The 23,549-nt window shown below is 69.6% G+C and carries 21 protein-coding genes; all 21 read left to right on the forward strand.

Translation table 11 applies throughout. From position 1 onward, the window contains the following. Position 1: 1 nt before the first annotated feature. The 21 genes from lysA to atpD all read left to right on the forward strand — a co-directional run bounded on the left by lysA (position 2) and on the right by atpD (position 23,391). Positions 2 to 1,393: a diaminopimelate decarboxylase gene (gene lysA / locus OG594_RS29835; protein ID WP_266604968.1), complete on the forward strand. Its 1,392-nt coding sequence runs from the start codon at positions 2 to 4 to the stop codon at positions 1,391 to 1,393. 124 nt (positions 1,394 to 1,517) lie between these two features. After that, positions 1,518 to 2,822, forward strand: coding sequence for a homoserine dehydrogenase (locus OG594_RS29840; RefSeq protein ID WP_266604970.1), 1,305 nt, complete (start codon positions 1,518 to 1,520; stop codon positions 2,820 to 2,822). Between the two features lie 6 nt (positions 2,823 to 2,828). Continuing rightward, the gene (thrC, locus tag OG594_RS29845) at positions 2,829 to 3,899 is read left to right on the forward strand and encodes a threonine synthase (RefSeq protein ID WP_266604972.1); all 1,071 of its coding nucleotides are present in this window, start codon (positions 2,829 to 2,831) and stop codon (positions 3,897 to 3,899) included. A gap of 395 nt (positions 3,900 to 4,294) precedes the next feature. Continuing rightward, positions 4,295 to 5,221 carry a homoserine kinase gene (gene thrB, locus OG594_RS29850; RefSeq protein WP_266604974.1) on the forward strand — a complete coding sequence of 309 codons (927 nt, stop codon included), beginning with the start codon at positions 4,295 to 4,297 and terminating at the stop codon, positions 5,219 to 5,221. A gap of 432 nt (positions 5,222 to 5,653) precedes the next feature. Next, positions 5,654 to 7,765, forward strand: a complete 2,112-nt coding sequence (rho, locus tag OG594_RS29855) for a transcription termination factor Rho (RefSeq protein WP_266604976.1) — start codon at positions 5,654 to 5,656, stop codon at positions 7,763 to 7,765. Positions 7,766 to 7,996: 231 nt separating this feature from the next. Continuing rightward, a complete protein-coding gene (locus OG594_RS29860; RefSeq protein ID WP_266604978.1) occupies positions 7,997 to 9,097 on the forward strand; it encodes an LCP family protein in 1,101 nt (366 codons plus the stop codon). Between the two features lie 183 nt (positions 9,098 to 9,280). Further along, positions 9,281 to 9,499, forward strand: a complete 219-nt coding sequence (gene rpmE / locus OG594_RS29865) for a 50S ribosomal protein L31 (protein ID WP_030008686.1) — start codon at positions 9,281 to 9,283, stop codon at positions 9,497 to 9,499. Positions 9,500 to 9,625: 126 nt separating this feature from the next. Then, positions 9,626 to 10,705, forward strand: coding sequence for a peptide chain release factor 1 (gene prfA, locus OG594_RS29870; RefSeq protein WP_030008687.1), 1,080 nt, complete (start codon positions 9,626 to 9,628; stop codon positions 10,703 to 10,705). Between the two features lie 47 nt (positions 10,706 to 10,752). Beyond that, positions 10,753 to 11,598 (forward strand): peptide chain release factor N(5)-glutamine methyltransferase, encoded by an 846-nt coding sequence (gene prmC, locus OG594_RS29875; RefSeq protein WP_266604981.1) that lies wholly within the window; start codon positions 10,753 to 10,755, stop codon positions 11,596 to 11,598. A 49-nt stretch (positions 11,599 to 11,647) separates the two neighbouring features. Further along, positions 11,648 to 12,295: an L-threonylcarbamoyladenylate synthase gene (locus OG594_RS29880; protein WP_030720925.1), complete on the forward strand. Its 648-nt coding sequence runs from the start codon at positions 11,648 to 11,650 to the stop codon at positions 12,293 to 12,295. Further along, positions 12,292 to 12,948 (forward strand): protein-tyrosine-phosphatase, encoded by a 657-nt coding sequence (locus OG594_RS29885; RefSeq protein WP_266604983.1) that lies wholly within the window; start codon positions 12,292 to 12,294, stop codon positions 12,946 to 12,948. The genes OG594_RS29880 and OG594_RS29885 overlap by 4 nt, the downstream gene beginning before the upstream one ends. 163 nt (positions 12,949 to 13,111) lie before the next feature. Continuing rightward, a complete protein-coding gene (gene glyA, locus OG594_RS29890) occupies positions 13,112 to 14,341 on the forward strand; it encodes a serine hydroxymethyltransferase (protein WP_266604985.1) in 1,230 nt (409 codons plus the stop codon). Positions 14,342 to 14,457: 116 nt separating this feature from the next. Continuing rightward, complete coding sequence (locus OG594_RS29895; protein WP_266604987.1) at positions 14,458 to 15,792, forward strand: MraY family glycosyltransferase; 1,335 nt, start codon at positions 14,458 to 14,460, stop codon at positions 15,790 to 15,792. A gap of 275 nt (positions 15,793 to 16,067) precedes the next feature. Beyond that, a complete protein-coding gene (locus tag OG594_RS29900) occupies positions 16,068 to 16,517 on the forward strand; it encodes a hypothetical protein (protein ID WP_266604989.1) in 450 nt (149 codons plus the stop codon). Positions 16,518 to 16,727: 210 nt separating this feature from the next. Then, positions 16,728 to 17,564 carry a F0F1 ATP synthase subunit A gene (gene atpB / locus OG594_RS29905; RefSeq protein WP_266606629.1) on the forward strand — a complete coding sequence of 279 codons (837 nt, stop codon included), beginning with the start codon at positions 16,728 to 16,730 and terminating at the stop codon, positions 17,562 to 17,564. Between the two features lie 74 nt (positions 17,565 to 17,638). Beyond that, the gene (locus OG594_RS29910) at positions 17,639 to 17,887 is read left to right on the forward strand and encodes an ATP synthase subunit C (protein ID WP_030008695.1); all 249 of its coding nucleotides are present in this window, start codon (positions 17,639 to 17,641) and stop codon (positions 17,885 to 17,887) included. Positions 17,888 to 17,927: 40 nt separating this feature from the next. Then, positions 17,928 to 18,473 carry a F0F1 ATP synthase subunit B gene (locus OG594_RS29915; RefSeq protein WP_030008696.1) on the forward strand — a complete coding sequence of 182 codons (546 nt, stop codon included), beginning with the start codon at positions 17,928 to 17,930 and terminating at the stop codon, positions 18,471 to 18,473. Then, positions 18,470 to 19,285: a F0F1 ATP synthase subunit delta gene (locus OG594_RS29920; RefSeq protein ID WP_266604991.1), complete on the forward strand. Its 816-nt coding sequence runs from the start codon at positions 18,470 to 18,472 to the stop codon at positions 19,283 to 19,285. The genes OG594_RS29915 and OG594_RS29920 overlap by 4 nt, the downstream gene beginning before the upstream one ends. 130 nt (positions 19,286 to 19,415) lie before the next feature. After that, entirely contained in the window at positions 19,416 to 21,011 is a 1,596-nt protein-coding gene (gene atpA / locus OG594_RS29925) for a F0F1 ATP synthase subunit alpha (protein ID WP_266604993.1), read from the forward strand. Between the two features lie 20 nt (positions 21,012 to 21,031). Further along, positions 21,032 to 21,949 carry a F0F1 ATP synthase subunit gamma gene (locus OG594_RS29930; protein ID WP_266604995.1) on the forward strand — a complete coding sequence of 306 codons (918 nt, stop codon included), beginning with the start codon at positions 21,032 to 21,034 and terminating at the stop codon, positions 21,947 to 21,949. Continuing rightward, entirely contained in the window at positions 21,949 to 23,391 is a 1,443-nt protein-coding gene (gene atpD / locus OG594_RS29935; protein WP_266604997.1) for a F0F1 ATP synthase subunit beta, read from the forward strand. Before OG594_RS29930 ends, atpD begins: the two co-directional genes overlap by 1 nt. Positions 23,392 to 23,549 lie beyond the last annotated feature (158 nt).

Genomic DNA, 23,549 nt, shown 5'->3' on the forward strand with positions numbered 1-23,549 from the left:
GATGAGCCGTTCCGCGCACCCCGCCGGGCCCCGCCACGCCGACGTCCTGCCCGAGGGGCACTACTCCCCGCCGCCCGCCGACCTGAACGCGCTCGACGAGAAGGTCTGGGCCCGCACCGTCGAGCGTTCGGCCGACGGGGTCGTCGCCGTGGGCGGCATCGAAGTCACCAAGCTCGCCGAGGAGTTCGGCACCCCCGCCTACTTCCTCGACGAGGAGGACTTCCGGGCCCGCTGCCGGGCCTGGGCGACCGCCTTCGGCAAGGACGCCGACGTGTTCTACGCCGGCAAGGCGTTCCTCTCCAAGGCCGTCGTGAAGTGGCTGAAGGAAGAGGGGCTGAACGTCGACGTGTGCTCCGGCGGGGAGCTGACCACCGCGCTCGCCGCCGGGATGCCCGCCGCGCGGATCGCCTTCCACGGGAACAACAAGTCCGAGGGCGAGATCCGCCGGGCCGTCGAGGCCGGCGTCGGACGCATCGTGCTCGACTCCTTCCAGGAGATCGCCCGCGTCGCGCACATCGCCCGTGAGCTGGGCGTCCGCCAGCCCGTCCAGATCCGCGTGACGGTCGGCGTCGAGGCGCACACCCACGAGTTCATCGCCACCGCGCACGAGGACCAGAAGTTCGGCATCGCGGTCGCCGACGGCTCCGCCGCCGAGGCCGTGCGCCGGGCGCTCGGGCACGACTCGCTGGAGCTGCTCGGCGTCCACTCCCACATCGGTTCGCAGATCTTCGACATGGCCGGCTTCGAGGTCTCCGCCAAGCGCGTCGTGCGGCTGCTGGCCGCGGTACGGGACGAGCACGGGGTGGAGCTGCCCGAGATCGACCTCGGCGGCGGCCTCGGCATCGCGTACACCGCGAACGACGACCCGCGCGAGCCCCACGAGATCGCCAAGGCCCTGCACGAGATCGTGGCCCGGGAGTGCGAGAGCGCCGGACTGCGCGCCCCGCGGATCTCCGTGGAGCCCGGCCGCGCCATCGTCGGCCCGACCGCGTTCACGCTGTACGAGGTGGGGACGATCAAGCCGCTCGAAGGCCTGCGGACCTACGTGAGCGTCGACGGCGGGATGTCCGACAACATCCGGACGGCCCTGTACGACGCCGAGTACTCCATCGCGCTCGTCTCCCGCACCTCCACCGCCGAGCCCATGCTCGTACGCGTCGTCGGCAAGCACTGCGAGAGCGGCGACATCGTCGTGAAGGACGCGTTCCTGCCCGCCGACCTCGCGCCCGGTGACCTCCTGGCCGTCCCGGCCACCGGCGCGTACTGCCGTTCCATGGCCAGCAACTACAACCACGCGCTGCGCCCGCCCGTCGTCGCCGTGCGTGACGGACAGGCCCGCGTGATCGTCCGCCGCGAGACGGAGGAAGATCTCCTGCGCCTCGACCTCGGATGATGAAATAGATGTCTCACTCAATGGACCGAGGATGGAAACTGCTGTCCATTGAGTGAGACTTGTTCCACCCGGCGGGCAAACCGCCCGCACGGGGACTGATGGAAGATCGAAAGGCGTAGGTCGAATGATGCGTACGCGTCCGCTGAAGGTGGCGCTGCTGGGCTGTGGAGTGGTCGGCTCAGAGGTGGCTCGCATCATGACGACGCACGCCGACGACCTCACGCAGAGGATCGGCGCGCCCGTGGAGCTCGCCGGCGTGGCCGTGCGCCGCCCTTCCAAGGTCCGCGAGGGCATCGACCCGGCGCTGATCACCACCGATGCGACCGCCCTGCTCAAACGCGGTGACATCGACATCGCGATCGAGGTCATCGGCGGCATCGAGCCCGCCCGCACCCTCATCACCACCGCCTTCGAGCACGGCATCTCCGTGGTCTCCGCGAACAAGGCGCTGCTCGCCCAGGACGGCGCCGCGCTGCACGCCGCCGCGGAGCAGCACGGCCTCGACCTCTACTACGAGGCCGCGGTCGCCGGCGCCATTCCGCTGGTCCGCCCGATGCGCGAGTCGCTCGCGGGCGACAAGATCAACCGCGTGATGGGCATCGTCAACGGCACGACGAACTTCATCCTCGACAAGATGGACTCCACCGGCGCCGGGTACCAGGAGGCGCTCGACGAGGCCACGGCCCTCGGGTACGCCGAGGCCGACCCGACCGCCGACGTCGAGGGCTACGACGCCGCCGCCAAGGCCGCGATCCTGGCCGGCATCGCCTTCCACACCCGCGTCCGTCTCGACGACGTGTACCGCGAGGGCATGACGGAGGTCAGCGCCGCCGACTTCGCCTCCGCCAAGCGCATGGGCTGCACCATCAAGCTCCTCGCCATCCTGGAGCGCGCCGCCGACGGCGAGTCCGTCACCGCCCGGGTCCACCCGGCGATGATCCCGCTCAGCCACCCGCTCGCCTCCGTCCGCGAGGCGTACAACGCCGTCTTCGTCGAGGCGGAGGCCGCCGGGCAGCTCATGTTCTACGGGCCCGGCGCGGGCGGCGCGCCGACCGCGTCCGCGGTCCTCGGCGACCTCGTCGCCGTCGCCCGCAACAAGCTCGCCGAGGCAACGGGGCCCGGCGAGTCGGCGTACACCCAGCTGCCGGTCAGCCCCATGGGGGACGTCGTCACCCGCTACCACATCAGCCTCGATGTGGCGGACAAGCCGGGCGTCCTCGCCCAGGTGGCGACCACCTTCGCGGAGCACGGCGTGTCGATCGACACCGTACGGCAGCAAGGTCGTCAGGACGGGGGCGGCACCGAGGCCTCCCTCGTCGTCGTCACCCACCGCGCACCCGACGCCGCCCTCTCCGGGACCGTCGAGGCGCTGCGGAAGCTGGACACCGTCCGCGGTGTCGCCAGCATCATGCGTGTTGAAGGGGAGTAAGGGCCCATGAGCAGCAATCGCACCCACCAGTGGCGCGGCATCATCGAGGAGTACCGGGACCGCCTGCCGGTGACGGACACGACTCCCGTAGTGACGCTCCGCGAGGGTGGCACTCCCCTCGTCCCCGCCCAGGTGCTCTCCGAGCGCACCGGTTGCGAGGTGCACCTGAAGGTCGAGGGGGCGAACCCCACCGGGTCCTTCAAGGACCGCGGCATGACCATGGCGATCACCAAGGCCAAGGAAGAGGGCGCGAAGGCGGTCATCTGCGCCTCCACCGGCAACACCTCGGCCTCCGCCGCCGCGTACGCGGTGCGCGCCGGGATGGTCTGCGCGGTGCTCGTGCCCCGCGGCAAGATCGCGCTCGGCAAGATGGGCCAGGCCCTGGTGCACGGGGCCAAGATCCTGCAGGTGGACGGCAACTTCGACGACTGCCTGAACCTGGCCCGCGCGCTCTCCGACAACTACCCGGTCGCGCTGGTCAATTCGGTCAACCCGGTGCGTATCGAGGGCCAGAAGACGGCCGCGTTCGAGATCGTCGACGCGCTCGGTGACGCCCCCGACATCCACGTGCTGCCGGTCGGCAACGCGGGCAACATCACCGCGTACTGGAAGGGCTTCAAGGAGTACAAGGCCGACGGCCTGTCCACCCGTACGCCCCGCGTGTGGGGTTTCCAGGCCTCCGGTTCCGCGCCCATCGTGCGCGGCGAGGTCGTCAAGGAGCCGCACACCATCGCCACCGCGATCCGGATCGGCAACCCGGCCTCCTGGGACTACGCGCTGGCCGCGCGTGACGAGTCGGGCGGCTTCATCGACGAGGTGACGGACCGCCAGATCCTCGCCGCCTACCGGCTGTTGGCCTCGCAGGAGGGCGTCTTCGTCGAGCCGGCCTCGGCCGCCTCGGTGGCCGGCCTGCTCAAGGCTGCCGAGCTGGGCCTGGTCGACCCCGGCCAGAAGATCGTGTGCACCGTCACCGGCAACGGCCTGAAGGACCCCGACTGGGCGATCGCCGGCGCTCCGCAGCCGGTCACCGTTCCGGTGGACGCCGAAGCCGCCGCCGTGCGCCTCGGCCTGGTCTGACGGCAGCGCCGTAGCCGCACCGCAGGAATGGAGCGGCACCCGCAGTACCGCAGTACCGCAGCACCACCGTGTGAGCCGGGTTCCGGAGGGCTCGTGAGGTCCCGCAGGGGCCTTCCCGAGATCCTTCGGAACCCGGCAACTCACCCGTACGGCAACAAAAATACGGCTGAAGTCGGTCGAAGACGGTCGAAGTCCGCGACACGCATCGTGCGCCTCCTGTGCGCCCTATGTCGCGAGAGAACCTTCCTTCGATACGCTGTACCTACATCCGCCACCGCGCATATGACTGCGGTGCTGCCCCGAGGGCCTTCGGGTGTCGTACGTTCTCCAGTACATTCGCAGCGAGCCAGCGAAGAGCGAAGATCTCGCACAGTCACAAGGAGTGTCATCGGACGATGGCCGGTCCAGCGTTCCGCGCCGCCGCCGTACGGGTGCGCGTCCCCGCCAGCAGTGCCAACCTCGGTCCGGGCTTCGACGCCCTGGGCCTGGCCCTGGGGCTCTACGACGACGTAGTCGTCCGGGTGGCCGACTCCGGCCTGAACATCGACATCGCGGGTGAGGGCGCCGACACCCTCCCGCGGGACGAGAGCCACCTGCTCGTACGCTCCATGCGCACCGCCTTCGACCTGCTGGGCGGCCAGCCGCGCGGCCTGGAGGTCGTCTGCGCCAACCGCATCCCGCACGGCCGTGGACTCGGCTCCTCCTCCGCCGCCATCTGCGCCGGCATCGTCGCCGCCCGCGCCGTGACCATAGGCGGCGAGACCAAGCTCGACGACGCGGCGCTGCTGGAGCTCGCCACCGAGATCGAGGGGCACCCGGACAACGTCGCCGCCTGTCTGCTCGGCGGCTTCACCCTCGCCTGGATGGACGGCGGCAGCGCCAAGGCGATCCGGATGGAGCCCGCAGAATCCATCGTTCCGGTGGTCTTCGTACCCTCCAAGCCGGTCCTCACGGAGACGGCGCGCGGCCTGCTGCCGCGCACCGTCCCGCACGTGGACGCGGCCGCCAACGCGGGCCGCGCGGGCCTGCTCGTGGAAGCCCTGACCAGGCGTCCCGAGCTCCTCCTGCCGGCCACCGAAGACCGGCTCCACCAGGAGTACCGGTCCCCGGCGATGCCAGAGAGCGTGGCACTCGTCAACAGGCTGCGGGCGGACGGGATCCCCGCGGTCATCTCCGGCGCGGGACCCACGGTCCTCGCGCTGGTCGACAACGGCGCGGCCGACAAGGTCGCGCAGCTCGCGGGCGAGGGGTGGGCGGCCAACCGGCTCGCCCTCGACGCCGCGGGCGCGAGCGTACTTCCGCTGGGCACCCAGGGCGGCTAGATCCGCCTTCCCGGAGTGCACAGCCGGTCAGGGGCGGGTGGCCAGGGCAGGCCGCCCGCACGGAAGGGCGCGATTGCCGGTGATTGAGAGGGGGAATATCTATTGGATCCGGTAGTGTTAGTCTCAAGTGCGCATCGGAAGCCGTCATGGCTCGGTGCTCAGTGTCCCCATTCGGGACCACATTTCTTCCGGGAGCCTCCCCGACTGCTTTGATCACCTCCAGCAGTTTCGAGCACGCTCCGGAATCGGCGTGACATTCCCACGCTTTCAGCTCGGGGGCTTCTCGCCGGAACCAGCCATGCACGTTTCTTCCGCCGTACTTCTACCGGCGGACCACCGCCCCGGCACGGTCCACACCAAGGACTGCTGTCGGACAGCACAACCGGTCGCCGAGCCAGACAGGCCGACGTCCGCTCCAGGGAAGGACCCTTCGTGAGCGACACCACCGATCTGATGGGCGCTGCCGACACCTCTGTCGACACCAGTGCCCCCGCCGCGGGCGCCGCACCCAAGCGTCGACGCACCGGCACCGGCCTTGACGGCATGGTCCTGGCCGAGCTGCAGCAGGTCGCGTCGGGCCTCGGGATCAGGGGCACCGCGCGGATGCGCAAGAGCCAGCTGATCGAGGTCATCAAGGAGGCGCAGGCGGGCAGCGGTGCCCCCAAGGCCGCCGCCTCCACTGCCGCAGCCACCGCCGAGGCCAAGCCGAAGCGCCGCGCCACCAGCAAGGCCCGCACGGGTGAGGCCGCCGCCGAGGCGCCCGCCGAGAAGCCCGCAGTGCAGGCGCAGATCGAGATCCCGGGCCAGCCTGCAGGGGGTCCCTCCCGCTCGAGCGCAGCCGAGAGTGGGGGAGACGACGCCCCGGTCGGCGAGCGCCGCCGTCGTCGTGCCACGGCCCCCTCCGGCAGCCCGGAGGCCTCGGCCCCCGTCGCCGTACAGGTCGAGCAGAAGACCGAGACCGCGCCCGCCGCCACCGCCCCGTCCGAGACCAAGGCCGAAGCCGCCACCGCGGTCTCCGCCGGTCAGGCGCAGGGCCAGGACGGCGAAGGCCGTGGCCGTCGCGACCGCCGTGACCGCGGTGACCGCGCCGAGCGCACCGACCGTCAGCGCGACCGCCGTGACCGCGGCGCCAAGGCCGACGACCAGGGCCAGGGCGGCCAGGGTCAGGGCCAGGGCGCGCAGGGCGGACAGGGCGGCGGCCGTCAGGAGCGCGCCGACCGTCAGCAGCAGGGCGGCCGCAGCCAGGGCCAGCAGCAGGGCCGTCAGGACCGCCAGGACAACGGTCCCCAGGACGACTTCGACGGTGAGGACGGCCGTCGCGGCCGTCGCGGCCGCTACCGCGACCGCCGTGGCCGCCGTGGCCGCGACGAGTTCGCGCCGAGCGAGCCGCAGGTCGCCGACGACGACGTGCTGATCCCCGTCGCGGGCATCCTCGACATCCTGGACAACTACGCGTTCATCCGGACCTCGGGCTACCTGCCCGGCCCCAACGACGTGTACGTCTCCCTCGCCCAGGTCCGCAAGGCCGGCCTGCGCAAGGGTGACCACACCACCGGTGCCGTGCGCCAGCCCAAGGACGGCGAGCGCCGCGAGAAGTTCAACGCCCTCGTGCGTCTGGACTCGGTGAACGGCATGGCGCCCGAATCCGGCCGCGGCCGACCGGAGTTCCAGAAGCTCACCCCGCTGTACCCCCAGGACCGGCTCCGCCTGGAGACCGACCCGGGCGTGCTGACCACCCGCATCATCGACCTCGTGTCGCCGATCGGCAAGGGTCAGCGAGGCCTGATCGTGGCCCCGCCGAAGACCGGTAAGACCATGATCATGCAGGCGATCGCCAACGCGATCACCACCAACAACCCCGAGTGCCACCTGATGGTCGTCCTGGTCGACGAGCGTCCGGAAGAGGTCACCGACATGCAGCGGTCGGTCAAGGGCGAGGTCATCTCCTCGACCTTCGACCGCCCGGCCGAGGACCACACCACCGTCGCCGAGCTGGCCATCGAGCGCGCCAAGCGTCTCGTCGAGCTGGGTCACGACGTGGTCGTCCTGCTGGACTCCATCACCCGTCTGGGCCGCGCGTACAACCTCGCGGCGCCCGCCTCCGGCCGCATCCTGTCCGGTGGTGTCGACTCGACCGCGCTGTACCCGCCGAAGCGCTTCTTCGGTGCCGCGCGCAACATCGAGGACGGCGGCTCGCTGACCATCCTGGCCACCGCGCTCGTCGACACCGGCTCGCGCATGGACGAGGTGATCTTCGAGGAGTTCAAGGGCACCGGCAACATGGAGCTCAAGCTCGACCGGAAGCTCGCCGACAAGCGCATCTTCCCGGCCGTCGACGTCGACCCGTCGGGCACCCGCAAGGAGGAGATCCTCCTCAACGCGGAGGAGCTCGCCATCGTCTGGAAGCTGCGCCGGGTGCTGCACGCGCTCGACTCGCAGCAGGCGATCGAGCTGCTGCTCGACAAGATGAAGCAGACGAAGTCGAACGCCGAGTTCCTGATGCAGATCGCGAAGACGACCCCGTCGGGCAAGAACGACGACTGACGTCCGGCACGCGCATCACCGCGACAGCCCCCGCCGCACCCGCGGCGGGGGCTGTCGCGCGTACGGGCGGGTTTTCGGGGTACGGGCGCCCCAGCGGGGCGGCTGCGCCCCCGCGGGGCGGTTCGGGCCGGAATGGAACCCTGCGCGGCGTACGCCCGTCTGTGTCAGAGGAACCGCGGGGTGGACGGCGGGCCGAACGACCAGGGGACCGGACACAGGACTGAGGAGAGCATGACCGAGGAGAGCAAGGACCACGGCGGCCGTGCCGCGGCCCGGCGCCGTCGCAAGCCGGCGAGGCGCCGCAGGGCCGTCACCGTCGCCGCCTGGAGCGCCGCGGGGGTGGTCCTGCTGGGGGGAGCCGGCCTCGGCTACGTCTACTTCAAGTTCAACGGCAACCTGAAGACCGTCGACATCGACCAGGCCCTCGGCACCGACCGCCCGCAGAACGTCGACAACGGCTCGATGGACATCCTCGTCCTCGGCTCCGACTCCCGCGGCGGCGCCAACGGCGAGTACGGCCAGGACGACGGCGGCTCCGCCCGCTCCGACACGGCGATGATCATCCACCTCTACGAGGGCCACGAGAAGGCCAGCGTCGTGTCGATACCCCGCGACACCATGATTTCCCGGCCCTCCTGCCCGACGTCGGGCGGGAAGACCGACCCCGGCGGCCAGCGCACCCAGTTCAACGAGGCGTTCACCGTCGGCGGGGCCGCCTGCGCGGTCAAGACCGTCGAGAAGATGTCGGGGATCCGCATGGACCACTACATCGAGGTCGACTTCACCGGCTTCAAGAAGATCATCGACAACCTCGGCGGCGTCGAGGTGACCACCACCAAGCCGATCAAGGACGGTGCCAGCCACCTCGACCTCGCGGCCGGCACCAACAAGCTCGACGGGGAGCAGGCACTCGGCCTCGTACGCACCCGCAAGAGCGTCGGCGACGGCAGCGACCTGGGCCGAATACAGCTCCAGCAGGCCTTCATCAAGGCGCTCATCAAGCAGGTGAAGGGCATCGGGGTCTTCGACAACCCCAAGAAACTGCTCGGCATCGCCGATTCCGCGACCAAGGCGATCACCACCGACAAGCCCCTCGGCGACGTGAAGTCCCTCATGGGCTTCGCCCAGGGGCTCCAGGGCATCGACGCCCAGGACATGCAGATGATCACGCTGCCGGTGACCACGGACCCCCGCGACCCGAACCGCGTGGCCCCGCTCACCAAGGAGACGAAAATGGTCTGGGACGCCCTGCTGGCGGACCGGCCGATCCCGGCCGAGGCCACCGTGAACTCCTCCGGGGACAAGAGCGCCGCAGGGTCGATCGTCCAGTAGGACCCGTGCGCGCAGGGCCCCCGGACCGGTGCGGAATAGATGGCGACCCCCTGCCGTTGAGGGAGGCGTCCTCAGAATTTTGACAGGCGGCCCGGTCCTGGCAGACTGGTCTGTCGGCCCCGGTTCACGCAGTACGCAATTCGGCTCCTGCGACCCGGCGCCCTCCCGAATCTAGGAGACACCTTGAAGCGCGATGTTCACCCCGAGTACGTCGAGACCGCGGTCAGCTGCACCTGCGGCGCGTCGTTCACCACCCGTAGCACCCTGACCGAGGGCACCATCCGTGCCGAGGTCTGCTCCGAGTGCCACCCGTTCTACACGGGCAAGCAGAAGATCCTCGACACCGGTGGCCGCGTGGCCCGCTTCGAGGCGCGCTTCGGCAAGGGTGCGGCCAAGAAGTAGCGCGACCCAGGCGCCGGTCTCCGGCCGCCCCCTGTCCACTCGGGGGCGGCCGGACCGGCGCCTTTGTCGTCGTTCCGGCACGTCCCCTCCGCAGTCCTTCGCACCTTTCACCCCAGGAGTCCCCCGATGTTCGAAGCGGTCGAGGAATTGGTCGGCGAGCACGCCGATCTTGAGAAGAAGCTCGCCGACCCTTCGGTCCACTCGGATCAGGCCAACGCGCGCAAGCTGAACAAGCGCTACGCGGAACTGACCCCGATCGTCGCGACCTTCCGTGCCTGGAAGCAGTCCGCCGAGGACATCGAGACGGCCAAGGAGTTCGCGGCCGACGACCCCGACTTCGCCGCCGAGGCCAAGGAACTGACCGCACAGCGCGAAGAGCTCACCGAGAAGCTCCGCCTGCTGCTCGTTCCGCGCGACCCCAGCGACGACAAGGACGTGCTCCTCGAGGTCAAGGCGGGCGCGGGCGGCGACGAGTCGGCGCTGTTCGCCGGCGACCTGCTGCGCATGTACCTGCGCTACGCCGAGCGCGTGGGCTGGAAGACCGAGATCATCGACGCCACCGAGTCCGAGCTCGGCGGCTACAAGGACGTCCAGGTCTCCGTGCGCACCAAGGGCGGCAACGGCGCCACCGAGCCCGGCCAGGGCGTCTGGGCCCGCCTGAAGTACGAGGGCGGCGTGCACCGCGTCCAGCGGGTTCCGGCCACCGAGTCCCAGGGCCGCATCCACACCTCCGCCGCCGGCGTGCTCGTCACCCCGGAGGCCGAGGAGGTCGAGGTCGAGATCAACATGAACGACCTCCGCATCGACGTGTACCGCTCGTCCGGCCCCGGCGGCCAGTCCGTCAACACCACCGACTCGGCCGTGCGCATCACGCACATCCCCACCGGTGTGGTCGCCTCCTGTCAGAACGAGAAGAGCCAGCTCCAGAACAAGGAGCAGGCCATGCGCATCCTGCGCTCGCGGCTCCTGGCCGCGGCCCAGGAAGCCGCCGAGCAGGAGGCCTCGGACGTGCGCCGCAGCCAGGTGCGCTCCGTGGACCGTTCCGAGAAGATCCGTACGTACAACTACCCGGAAAACCGGATCTCGGACCACCGGACCGGTTTCAAGGCGTACAACTTGGACCAGGTGCTCGACGGTGACCTCGACGCGGTCATCCAGGCCTGCGTCGACACGGACTCCGCGGCCAAGCTCGCGGCCGCGCACTGACCCGACCCCCGCATCACCCCCGTACGACAGCAGCCCGGAGGACCAGCGTGAACTTGCTGCTTGCCGAGGTGGCCCAGGCCACCCAGCGGCTGGCCGCCGCCGGCGTGCCCTCACCGCGCTTCGACGCGGAGGAGCTCGCCGCCTTCGTGCACGGCGTCAAACGGGGGGAACTGCACCACGTCAAGGACGCGGACTTCGACGCCCGCTACTGGGAGGCCGTCGCCCGCCGCGAGGCGCGCGAGCCGCTCCAGCACATCACCGGCCGCGCCTTCTTCCGGTACCTGGAGCTCCAGGTCGGGCCCGGGGTCTTCGTGCCCCGGCCCGAGACCGAGTCGGTCGTGGACTGGGCCATACACGCCGTGCGCGCGATGGACGTCGTCGAGCCGCTCATCGTGGACCTGTGCACCGGCTCCGGCGCCATCGCGCTGGCCATGGCCCAGGAGGTGCCGCGCTCGCGCGTGCACGCCGTCGAGCTGTCCGAGGACGCCCTGCGGTGGACCCGCAAGAACGCCGAGGGCTCCCGGGTCACCGTCCACCAGGGCGACGCCCTGAGCGCCCTGCCCGAGCTCGACGGCCAGGTCGACCTCGTCATCTCCAACCCGCCGTACATCCCGCTGACCGAGTGGGAGTACGTCGCCCCCGAGGCCCGCGACCACGATCCGGAGATGGCGCTCTTCTCCGGCGAGGACGGCCTCGACACCATCCGCGGCATCGAGCGGACCGCCCACCGGCTGCTGCGGCCCGGCGGCATCGTCGTCATCGAGCACGCCGACACCCAGGGCGGCCAGGTGCCGTGGATCTTCGCCGAGGAGCAGGGCTGGGCCGACGCGGCCGACCACCCGGACCTCAACAACCGCCCGCGCTTCGCCACGGCCCGCAAGGCCCTGCCGTGACGGGCGCGACGATTCCCGCCACCCCCCTGCTGCACGAGGAGGCCCGCTGATGGCCCGGCGATACGACTGCAACGACGCGACGGACCGTAAGACCGGTCTGCGTGAAGCCGCATCCGCCGTGCGCCGCGGAGAGCTCGTCGTGCTGCCCACCGACACCCTGTACGGGATCGGCGCGGACGCCTTCAGCCCGGAGGCCGTCCACGACCTGCTCGCCGCCAAGGGCCGGGGGCGCGGCATGCCCACCCCGGTGCTCATCGGCTCCCCGAACACGCTCCACGGCCTCGTCACGGACTTCTCCGAGCAGGCCTGGGAGCTCGTCGACGCCTTCTGGCCCGGCGCGCTGACCCTGGTCGCCAAGCACCAGCCCTCGCTCGCGTGGGACCTCGGGGACACCCAGGGCACCGTCGCCGTGCGCATGCCCCTGCACCCCGTTGCGATCGAGCTGCTGACCGAGGTCGGCCCGATGGCGGTCTCCTCGGCCAACCTGTCCGGTCACCCGGCGCCCGAGGACTGCGACGCCGCGCGCGAGATGCTCGGGGACTCCGTGTCCGTGTACCTGGACGGCGGCCCGACGCCCGGCATCCAGCCGTCGTCGATCGTCGACGTCACCGGGAAGGTTCCCGTCCTACTGCGCGAGGGGGCACTCACCGCAGACCAGCTGCGGGAGGTCGTACCCGACCTCGAGGTCGCCCCGTGAGCCCTGAGGGGCGTGGCATAGCAGGGGGGTACCGGCCGGCGGTAGCCGGAGGATCCACTTTCCGCATACTCCACGTCAGCACCGGGAACGTGTGCCGCTCGCCCATCACCGAGCGGCTGACGCGCCATGCCCTCTCGCACCGCCTCGGCGGCCTCGTCACCGGCGACCTCATCGTGGAGAGCGCCGGCACCTGGGGCCACGAGGGCGCCCCGATGGAGGCGAACGCGGCCGCCGTGCTGGCGGACTTCGGGGCCGACGCGTCCGGGTTCACCGGGCGGGAGCTGCTGGACGAGCACGTCATACGCGCCGACCTGGTGCTGACCGCCACCCGCGACCACCGGGCCCAGGTCATCTCGATGGGCCACTCGGCGGGGCTGCGCACCTTCACGCTGAAGGAGTTCACCCGACTGGTGCGGGCGATAGATCCGGCCACGCTGCCGCCGCTGGACGACGGCATGGCGGAGCGGGCGCGGGCGCTCGTACGGGCCGCCGCGGCCCTGCGCGGCTGGCTGCTGGCGCCGTCGCCCGACGCGGACGAGGTGTACGACCCGTACGGGGCCCCCATCACCTTCTTCCGCTCCATCGGCGACGAGATCAACCAGGCGCTGGATCCCGTGGTGACGGCGCTGACGGGTGTGACCGCGGCGCGTTGAGCGTGCGTCGGCCGGAGGCTGGCGCAGCGGTACGAAGCCCGGGAGGCCCCGCGGGCCGAGCGGTGTGAGTGCCGCGTCGGGGAGGGGCTGCCGCGCGCTGACCGGGCACCGTGGGGTCCGCGGGCCTACAGTGGCTGGTACCCGGTACCCCTGGAGCGCCGCCATGAGCGTCATCACCCAGCCCACGGACCTGCTGCGCGCGCAGGACCCGCAGATGGCCGACGTACTGGCCGGGGAGCGGCAGCGGCAGTCCGAGACGTTGCAGATGATCGCCGCGGAGAACTTCACCTCGACCGCCGTGCTCGCCGCGCTCGGGTCCGCACTCGCCAACAAGTACGCCGAGGGGTACCCCGGCGCCCGGCACCACGGCGGGTGCGAGTACGCCGATCTGGCCGAGCGGACCGCCGTGGAGCGGGCCAAGGCGCTCTTCGGGGCCGAGCACGCCAACGTGCAGCCGCACTCCGGCTCCTCCGCGGTCCTGGCCGCGTACGCCGCCCTGCTGCGGCCGGGGGACACCGTGCTGGCGATGGGTCTCCCGTACGGCGGACACCTCACCCACGGGTCGCCCGCCAACTTCTCCGGGCGGTGGTTCGACTTCGTCGGCTACGGCGTCGACGCCGGGACGGGGCTCATCGACTACCGGCAGGTCCAGCGCCTGGCCCACGCGCACCGCCCCAAGGCGATCGTGTGCGGCTCCATCTCCTACCCCCGCCACCCCGAGTACTCGGCCTTCCGGGAGATCGCCGACGAGGTCGGCGCCTACCTCATCGTGGACGCCGCCCATCCGATCGGGCTGGTGGCCGGCGGGGCCGCGCCCAGCCCCGTCCCGTACGCCGACGTCGTCTGCGCGACCACGCACAAGGTGCTGCGCGGCCCGCGCGGGGGCATGGTGCTGTGCGGCGCCGAGTACGCGGAGCGCATCGACCGGGCGGTGTTCCCGTTCACCCAGGGCGGGGCCCAGATGCACACCATCGCCGCCAAGGCCGTGGCCTTCGGCGAGGCGGCCCGGCCGGCCTTCACCACGTACGCGCACCGGGTCGTCGCCAATGCCCGGGTGCTGGCGGGCGAGCTCCAGGAGCACGGGTTCACCCTCACGACGGGCGGCACCGACACCCATCTGATCACCGCCGATCCGGCGCCGCTGGGCGTGGACGGCCCGACCGCCCGCGGCCGGATGGCCGCCGCCGGGATCGTGCTGGACACCTGTGCCCTCCCGTACAGGGACCAGCGCGGCATCCGGCTGGGAACGGCCGCCGTGACCACCCAGGGGATGGGGGAGGCGGAGATGGTCCGGATCGCGGCGCTGTTCGCCGCGGCGCTGGACGGAGACGGCGTGAAAACACGTACGGAGGTCGGCGAGCTCACGGCAGGATTTCCCCCTTACGGGGAGTAAGCGGCACGAACAGGGTGTACTGGAACCGTGATGCGGCCCCCTCGCGTCCTCGATGGAGGTGACATCGCAGCTAATGTGTGGGGCTGAGATGGCCGGCGATACATCTGGGGCAGCCCGTGCGTGAATATCTGCTGACGCTTTGCGTCACGGTCGCGGTGACCTACCTGCTGACCGGGCCCGTGCGGAAGTTCGCGATCGCGGCCGGGGCCATGCCGGAGATCCGCGCCCGCGACGTGCACCGCGAGCCCACACCGCGACTGGGCGGCATCGCCATGTTCGGCGGTCTGTGCGCGGGCCTGCTGGTCGCCGACCACCTGCGCAACCTCAACGGCGTCTTCGAGCTGTCGAACGAGCCGCGCGCGCTGCTCTCCGGCGCGGCGCTGATCTGGCTGGTCGGCGTCCTCGACGACAAGTTCGAGCTCGACGCCCTGATCAAGCTCGGCGCGCAGATGATCTCCGCCGGTGTGATGGTCATGCAGGGTCTGACCATCCTGTGGATCCCCGTCCCGGGCATCGGGACGGTTCCGCTCACCCAGTGGCAGGGCAACCTGCTCACCGTCGCCCTCGTCGTGATCACCATCAACGCCGTGAACTTCGTCGACGGTCTGGACGGCCTGGCCGCCGGCATGGTCTGCATCGCCGCCGCCGCGCTCTTCCTCTACGCGTACCGGATCTGGTTCGGCTACGGCATCGAGTCGGCCGCGCCCGCGACCCTCTTCGCCGCGATCTTGATGGGCATGTGCCTGGGCTTCCTGCCGCACAACATGCACCCCGCCCGGATCTTCATGGGCGACTCGGGATCGATGCTCATCGGCCTGGTGCTGGCCGCCTCCGCGATCTCCCTGACCGGGCAGGTGGACCCGGACGCGCTGGCCCTCTTCGCGGGTGGTGAGCGCAACGCGACGCACGCGATGCTCCCCGCCTACATCCCGCTGATCCTGCCGCTGACGGTCATCGCGATCCCGATGGCGGACCTGGTCCTGGCCATCGTCCGGCGTACGTGGAAGGGCCAGTCGCCCTTCGCGGCCGACCGCGGGCACCTCCACCACCGGCTGCTGGAACTCGGGCATTCGCACAGCCGTGCGGTCATGATCATGTACTTCTGGTCGGGACTGATCGCCTTCGGCACGGTGGCCTATTCCGTGCATTCCGCCACGATGTGGATCGTGCTGGCGATCGTCGCGCTGAGCGCGGTCGGACTGATCCTGCTGCTCCTGCCGCGCTTCACCCCGCGCGCCCCGCGCTGGGCGGAGGGTCTGGTTCCGCCGCGTTACCGCCACGCCGAACGTGCGGCCGAAGCCGCCGCGGAGGCGGCGGCGCAGGATGCCTCAGGCGCGGAGCCGGAGCCCGCACGGCCCGTCGCCGCGGGTGTCTCCGGCGTCAACGGAGCGACCGCCGTGGGCCCCCGTTCGCGCTTTCCCGACCGGCGTAAGGCTGAATCCGCCCGCTGACGGTCGATTCGCATGTCGGACATGGATGGCCTTTACCAGACAAGCTGCCCCCCTGTCGCGCACACACGGGCAGGGTCACTCTCATGTGTGACAGTCGGCACACCCGACAGGTAAAGCTCTCATCAAATAGTTTGTGATACCGTTCACTAAACCCGGCGACAGAGCCGAAGGACCGTAGTGCGACGGTCCCTTGGCCCGAGGTCCTCTCTCGGACCGGGCTTACGCTCGTCCCGTACGAGTCCCGTTACCCCCACCATCACGCGGAGCCATGCGCCATGCTGTCCGATGACGCCCGAACCCTTCTGCACACCGCCGTACCCACCGCTGCCGTCGGCGTCGTCGCCGCCATCATCAGTGGCGTGGTTGCGGGCGGTAAGGGAGCGATCGGGGCGCTCGCGGCCACGGTCGTCGTGATTCTGTTCATGGGTATCGGATTCGTCATCCTGCAGCGGACGGCACGATCGCTGCCGCATCTGTTCCAGATGATGGGTCTGGCGCTCTACACGACCCAGATCCTGCTGCTCTTCGTCTTCGTCGCCGTGTTCAAGAACACGACGCTGTTCAATCCCAGGGCATTCGCGATCACCATCGTCGCGGCGACCCTTGCTTGGATCGCCGCGCAGACGCGCGCGCACATGAAGGCCAAGATCCTTTACGTCGAGCCCGAGTCCACCACCAAGCGTGGCAAGGGTGAGAAGCCTGAAAACACGGGGCCCTCGTCGTGAACGGTAGGGGCGGAATAAGTGCGCGTTCGAGATGCTGCTATCGTCCGGTGCCATATGCGGCATCGCGGGCGCAGGCATCTGAGCTGACGCCTGCTCAATCGCGAGGCTCACTGCCTGCAAGCCGCCCCCACATCCGTAAGACCAGTCCCGTGCCGAACCGCGGCTGTGCGCCGCGCCGACACAACGAGGTTGCCGTACCTATGCGCCACGCTGAAGGAGCCCGCGGTGAGTGCTGACCCGACGCAGGTGCTCGCCTTCGAGACCGATTGCCACATCTTCGACGGCTGTGGTTTCCCGGCTCCTGGCCTGCACTCGTTCCTGTTCGAGCCGATCTTCGGCGACATGGACGGAGCCGTCTACTTCAACAAGACGATGCTCCTGGCCCTGCTCGGGTCCGTCATCATCGTCGGATTCTTCTGGGCCGCCTTCGCCAAGCCGAAGCTGGTTCCGGGGAAGCTCCAGATGGTCGCCGAAGCCGGCTACGACTTCGTCCGCCGCGGGATCGTCTACGAAACGATGGGCAAGAAGGAGGGCGAGAAGTACGTCCCCTTCATGGTCGCGACGTTCTTCTTCGTCTGGATCCTGAACCTCTGGTCGATCATTCCGCTCGCCCAGTTCCCGGTGACCTCGGTCATCGCGTACCCGGCCGGTCTGGCCCTGGTCATCTACGTCATGTGGATGTCGGTCACCTTCAAGCGCCACGGCTTCGTCGGCGGCCTGAAGAACCTCACGGGCTACGACAAGTCGCTCGGCGGGATCCTGCCGCTGGTCATGCTGATCGAGTTCTTCTCGAACGTGATCGTCCGCCCCTTCACCCACGCGGTCCGTCTCTTCGCGAACATGTTCGCGGGTCACACCCTGCTGCTGCTCTTCACGATCGCCAGCTGGTACCTGCTGAACGGCATCGGCATCGCCTACGCGGGCGTGTCCTTCGTGATGGTCATCGTGATGACCGCGTTCGAGCTCTTCATCCAGGCTGTCCAGGCCTACGTCTTCGTGCTGCTGGCCTGCAGCTTCCTCCAGGGCGCCGTCGCCGAGCACCACTGACCGCCCCACCCCCAAACCACCAGTCGTCCGGTGGCCAACCCCCACCGGTCCATGAAAGAGAAGGAAGAACCGGCATGTCCGCTCTCCAGACCCTCGCTGCTGGCGTCGAAATCAAGGGCAACCTCGGCTCCATCGGTTACGGCCTCGCGGCCATCGGCCCCGGCGTCGGCGTCGGCATCATCTTCGGTAACGGCACCCAGGCCCTGGCCCGCCAGCCCGAGGCCGCCGGCCTGATCCGCGCCAACCAGATCCTCGGCTTCGCCTTCTGTGAGGCGCTCGCCCTCATCGGTCTGGTCATGCCGTTCGTCTACCCGACCTCCTGATCCCGGTAGCGAACAGACCCTTTAGTCGGAAGGCACTGATGTGAACCCTCTGGTTCAGCTCGCGGCCGAAGAGGCGGAAAACCCCCTCATCCCGCCGATCCCCGAGCTCGTCATCGGTCTGATCGCCTTCGTCATCGTCTTCGGTTTCCTCGCGAAGAAGCTCCTCCCGAACATCAACAAGGTTCTGGACGAGCGTCGCGAGGCCATCGAGGGCGGTATCGAGAAGGCTGAGGCCGCTCAGACCGAGGCCCAGAGCGTGCTGGAGCAGTACAAGGCCCAGCTCGCCGAAGCCCGGCACGAGGCCGCGCGCCTGCGCCAGGAAGCGCTGGAGCAGGGCACTGCGCTCAAGGAAGAACTGCGCGCAGAGGGCCAGCGGCAGCGTGAGGAGATCATCGCTGCCGGCCACGCCCAGATCGCGGCGGACCGTAAGGCCGCCTCTCAGGCGCTGCGTCAGGACGTTGGCAAGCTCGCCACCGACCTGGCCGGAAAGCTCGTCGGCGAGTCCCTCGAGGACCACGCCCGGCAGAGCCGCACCATCGACCGCTTCCTCAGCGAGCTTGAGGAGAAGGCCGAGGCGGCCCGATGAACGGAGCGAGCCGCGAGGCGCTGGCCTCCGCGCGTGAGCGTCTCGACGCGCTGACGGACAACACGTCCGTCGACGCGGCGAAGCTCGCCGGCGAGCTGGCTGCCGTCACCGCGCTGCTCGACCGTGAGGTCTCGCTGCGTCGGGTCGTCACGGACCCGGCGCAGTCCGGCGAGGCCAAGGCCGAGCTGGCCGGTCGGCTGCTCGGCGGCCAGGTCGGCGGGGAAACCCTCGACCTGGTGTCCGGCATGGTCCGGTCCCGCTGGTCGCAGTCCCGCGACCTGGTGGACGCGCTGGAGGAGCTGGCGGCCACCGCCGACCTCACGGCGGCCCAGCGGACGGGCGCGCTCGACAACGTCGAGGACGAGATCTTCCGCTTCGGCCGGATCGTCTCCTCGAACACCGAGCTGCGTGCCGCGCTGACCGACCGTGCGGCCTCCGCCTCCGCCAAGAGCGAGCTGCTGCGCAGCCTGCTCGGCGGCAAGGCGAACGCCGTCACCGAGCGCCTGGTGATCCGTCTTGTCACGCACCCGCGTGGACGTAGCCTGGAAGCGGGACTCGAGTCCCTTTCCAAGCTCGCCGCCGAGCGCCGTGACCGCATGGTCGCCACCGTGACCAGCGCGGTTCCGCTCAGCGACGTCCAGAAGGCGCGTCTTGGCGCGGTGCTGGCCAAGCTGTACGGCCGACAGATGCACCTGAACCTCGACGTGGACCCCGAGGTCCTCGGCGGGATCTCGGTGCGAGTCGGCGACGAGGTCATCGACGGCACCATCGCGGACCGCCTCGCCGAGGCGTCGCGCCGCATGGCCGGCTGACCAGCCACCAATAGAACAGAAGCATTCCTAGCGGCCCGGTTGGGCCGTGCAGAACTTGCAGAAGATTCCTGGGGGTCGCCCCCAGACCCCTAAGAAGCTTCAGGCCCAACAAGGAGAGCAGGGAACCCAGATGGCGGAGCTCACGATCCGGCCGGAGGAGATCCGGGACGCACTGGAGAACTTTGTCCAGTCGTACCAGCCGGACGCGGCCTCGCGCGAGGAGGTCGGAACGGTCAGCGTTGCCGGCGACGGCATCGCGAAGGTGGAGGGCCTGCCCTCCGCCATGGCGAACGAGCTGCTGAAGTTCGAGGACGGCACCCTCGGTCTCGCCCTCAACCTCGAGGAGCGCGAGATCGGTGCGGTTGTCCTCGGCGAGTTCAGCGGTATCGAGGAGGGCCAGCCGGTGCAGCGCACCGGTGAGGTGCTCTCGGTCGGCGTCGGCGAGGGCTACCTCGGCCGCGTCGTCGACCCGCTCGGCAACCCGATCGACGGTCTCGGCGAGATCGCGACCGAAGGCCGTCGCGCCCTGGAGCTGCAGGCTCCGGGCGTCATGGTCCGCAAGTCGGTCCACGAGCCGATGCAGACCGGCTACAAGGCCATCGACGCCATGGTGCCCGTCGGCCGTGGCCAGCGTCAGCTGATCATCGGTGACCGTCAGACGGGTAAGACCGCTCTGGCCGTCGACACGATCATCAACCAGCGCGACAACTGGCGCTCGGGCGACGTGAACAAGCAGGTTCGCTGCATCTACGTCGCCATCGGCCAGAAGGGCTCGACCATCGCGTCCGTTCGCGGCGCCCTGGAAGACGCCGGTGCGCTCGAGTACACGACGATCGTCGCCGCCCCGGCGTCCGACCCGGCCGGCTTCAAGTACCTGGCGCCGTACACCGGTTCCGCCATCGGCCAGCACTGGATGTACGCCGGCAAGCACGTCCTGATCATCTTCGACGACCTGTCGAAGCAGGCCGACGCCTACCGCGCCGTGTCGCTGCTGCTGCGCCGCCCGCCGGGCCGCGAGGCCTACCCGGGTGACGTCTTCTACCTGCACTCCCGTCTGCTGGAGCGCTGCGCGAAGCTGTCCGACGACATGGGTGCCGGTTCGATGACCGGTCTGCCGATCGTCGAGACCAAGGCGAACGACGTGTCGGCGTTCATCCCGACCAACGTCATCTCCATCACCGACGGCCAGTGCTTCCTCGAGTCCGACCTGTTCAACGCGGGCCAGCGCCCGGCGCTGAACGTCGGTATCTCGGTCTCCCGCGTCGGTGGCTCCGCCCAGCACAAGGCCATGAAGCAGGTTTCCGGCCGTCTGCGCCTGGACCTGGCCCAGTACCGCGAGCTGGAGGCGTTCGCCGCCTTCGGTTCCGACCTGGACGCCGCGTCGAAGGCTTCGCTGGAGCGCGGCAAGCGTCTGGTCGAGCTGCTCAAGCAGGGCCAGTACCAGCCGATGCCCGTCGAGGAGCAGGTCATCTCCGTCTGGGCCGGCACCACCGGCAAGATGGACGACGTCCCGGTGGGCGACATCCGTCGCTTCGAGTCGGAGCTGCTGGAGCACCTGCGCCGCGAGCGCAAGGACCTCCTGACCTCCATCGCGGACGGCGGCAAGATGTCGGACGACACCCTGTCCTCCATCGCGGACGCCATCGCCGGCTTCAAGCGCCAGTTCGAGACCTCGGACGGCAAGCTCCTGGGCGAGGACGCACCGGCCGTCAACGTCTCCAAGTGACGACGGAAGGGACCTGACTCATGGGAGCGCAGCTCCGGGTCTACAAGCGTCGCATCCGTGCCATCACGGCGACCAAGAAGATCACCAAGGCGATGGAGATGATCGCCGCCTCGCGCATCGTCAAGGCGCAGCGCAAGGTGGCGGCGTCGATGCCGTACGCGACCGAGCTCACCCGTGCGGTGACCGCGGTGGCGACCGGTTCGAACACCAAGCACCCCCTGACGACCGAGGTCGAGCAGCCGAGCCGTGCCGCGATCGTGCTCATCACGAGCGACCGCGGTCTGGCCGGCGGCTACTCCTCCAACGCCATCAAGCAGGCGGAGCGGCTCACCGAGCGGCTGCGCGGCGAGGGCAAGGAGGTCGACACCTACATCGTCGGCCGTAAGGGTCTGGCCTACTACGCCTTCCGCGAGCGCAAGGTCGCGGATTCGTGGACCGGCTTCACCGACAGCCCGGCCTACGCCGACGCCAAGCGCGTCGCGGGGCCGCTGATCGAGGCCATCCAGACGGAGACGGCCGAGGGTGGCGTCGACGAGCTGCACATCGTCTACACGGAATTCGTGTCGATGATGACGCAGAACCCGGTCGACGGCCGGATGCTGCCGCTCAGCCTCGACAAGGCTCCGGAGGAGACCAGCACGAAGGGCGAGATCCTTCCGCTGTTCGACTTCGAGCCGTCGGCGGAGGACGTCCTCGACGCCCTTCTGCCGCGCTACGTCGAAAGCCGCATCTACAACGCACTGCTGCAGTCGGCCGCTTCCGAGCACGCCGCCCGCCGCCGCGCGATGAAGGCGGCGACCGATAACGCCGGAGACCTCATCAAGAGCCTCTCCCGGCTTGCCAACGCGGCCCGCCAGGCCGAAATCACCCAGGAAATCAGCGAGATCGTCGGTGGCGCGAGCGCCATGGCTGACGCGACCGCGGGGAGTGACAAGTAATGACGACCACTGTTGAGACGGCCGCCGCCACGGGCCGCGTCGCCCGGGTCATCGGCCCGGTCGTCGACGTGGAGTTCCCCGTCGACGCCATGCCCGACATCTACAACGCCCTCAAGGTCCAGGTCGCCGACCCGGCCGAGGACGGCGCGCTGAAGACCCTGACCCTCGAGGTCGCGCAGCACCTGGGTGACGGCGTCGTCCGTACCATCTCGATGCAGCCGACCGACGGTCTGGTCCGCCAGGCCCCGGTGACCGACACGGGCGAGGGCATCACCGTCCCCGTCGGTGACTTCACCAAGGGCAAGGTGTTCAACACCCTCGGTGAGGTGCTGAACTACCCGGAGGAGAACGCCAACGTCACCGAGCGCTGGCCGATCCACCGCAAGGCGCCCCGCTTCGACGAGCTCGAGTCGAAGACCGAGATGTTCGAGACCGGCGTCAAGGTCATCGACCTTCTCACCCCGTACGTCAAGGGTGGAAAGATCGGTCTGTTCGGTGGTGCCGGTGTCGGCAAGACCGTTCTGATCCAGGAAATGATCTACCGCGTCGCCAACAACCACGACGGTGTGTCGGTGTTCGCGGGCGTCGGTGAGCGTACCCGTGAGGGCAACGACCTCATCGAGGAAATGGCCGACTCCGGCGTCATCGACAAGACGGCGCTCGTCTTCGGCCAGATGGACGAGCCGCCGGGCACGCGTCTTCGCGTCGCGCTCGCCGGTCTGACCATGGCGGAGTACTTCCGCGATGTGCAGAAGCAGGACGTGCTCTTCTTCATCGACAACATCTTCCGGTACACCCAGGCGGGTTCCGAGGTGTCGACCCTGCTCGGCCGCATGCCTTCCGCGGTGGGTTACCAGCCGAACCTGGCCGACGAGATGGGTCTCCTCCAGGAGCGCATCACCTCGACCCGTGGTCACTCGATCACCTCGATGCAGGCGATCTACGTCCCCGCGGACGACCTGACCGACCCGGCGCCGGCGACCACCTTCGCCCACCTCGACGCGACGACGGTTCTCTCCCGTCCGATCTCCGAGAAGGGCATCTACCCGGCCGTGGACCCGCTGGACTCGACGTCCCGCATCCTCGACCCGCGGTACATCGCGGCGGACCACTACGCCACGGCGATGCGCGTCAAGGGGATCCTGCAGAAGTACAAGGACCTCCAGGACATCATCGCGATCCTCGGTATCGACGAGCTGGGCGAGGAGGACAAGCTCGTTGTCCACCGTGCCCGTCGCGTCGAGCGCTTCCTGTCGCAGAACACCCACGTGGCGAAGCAGTTCACCGGCGTGGACGGTTCGGACGTTCCGCTCGACGAGTCGATCACCGCGTTCAACGCGATCTGCGACGGTGACTACGACCACTTCCCCGAGCAGGCGTTCTTCCTGTGCGGTGGCATCGAGGACCTGAAGGCCAACGCCAAGGAGCTGGGCGTCTCCTGATCCGGCGCGCTCCTCACGGAGCGCATCCGGTTCGCAGGCCCGCCGGCTCGCCGGCAGGTGTCTCGCAGGAGAGGGGCGGGTGTGTCCCGTCCCTCTCCCCACGCCCATTAGAATTTGACCCAACACCCGGCCGACCCGCCGGGTGGTGACCCGAGGAG

The sequence above is a fragment of the Streptomyces sp. NBC_01214 genome (assembly GCF_026340975.1).
Lineage (GTDB): Bacteria > Actinomycetota > Actinomycetes > Streptomycetales > Streptomycetaceae > Streptomyces.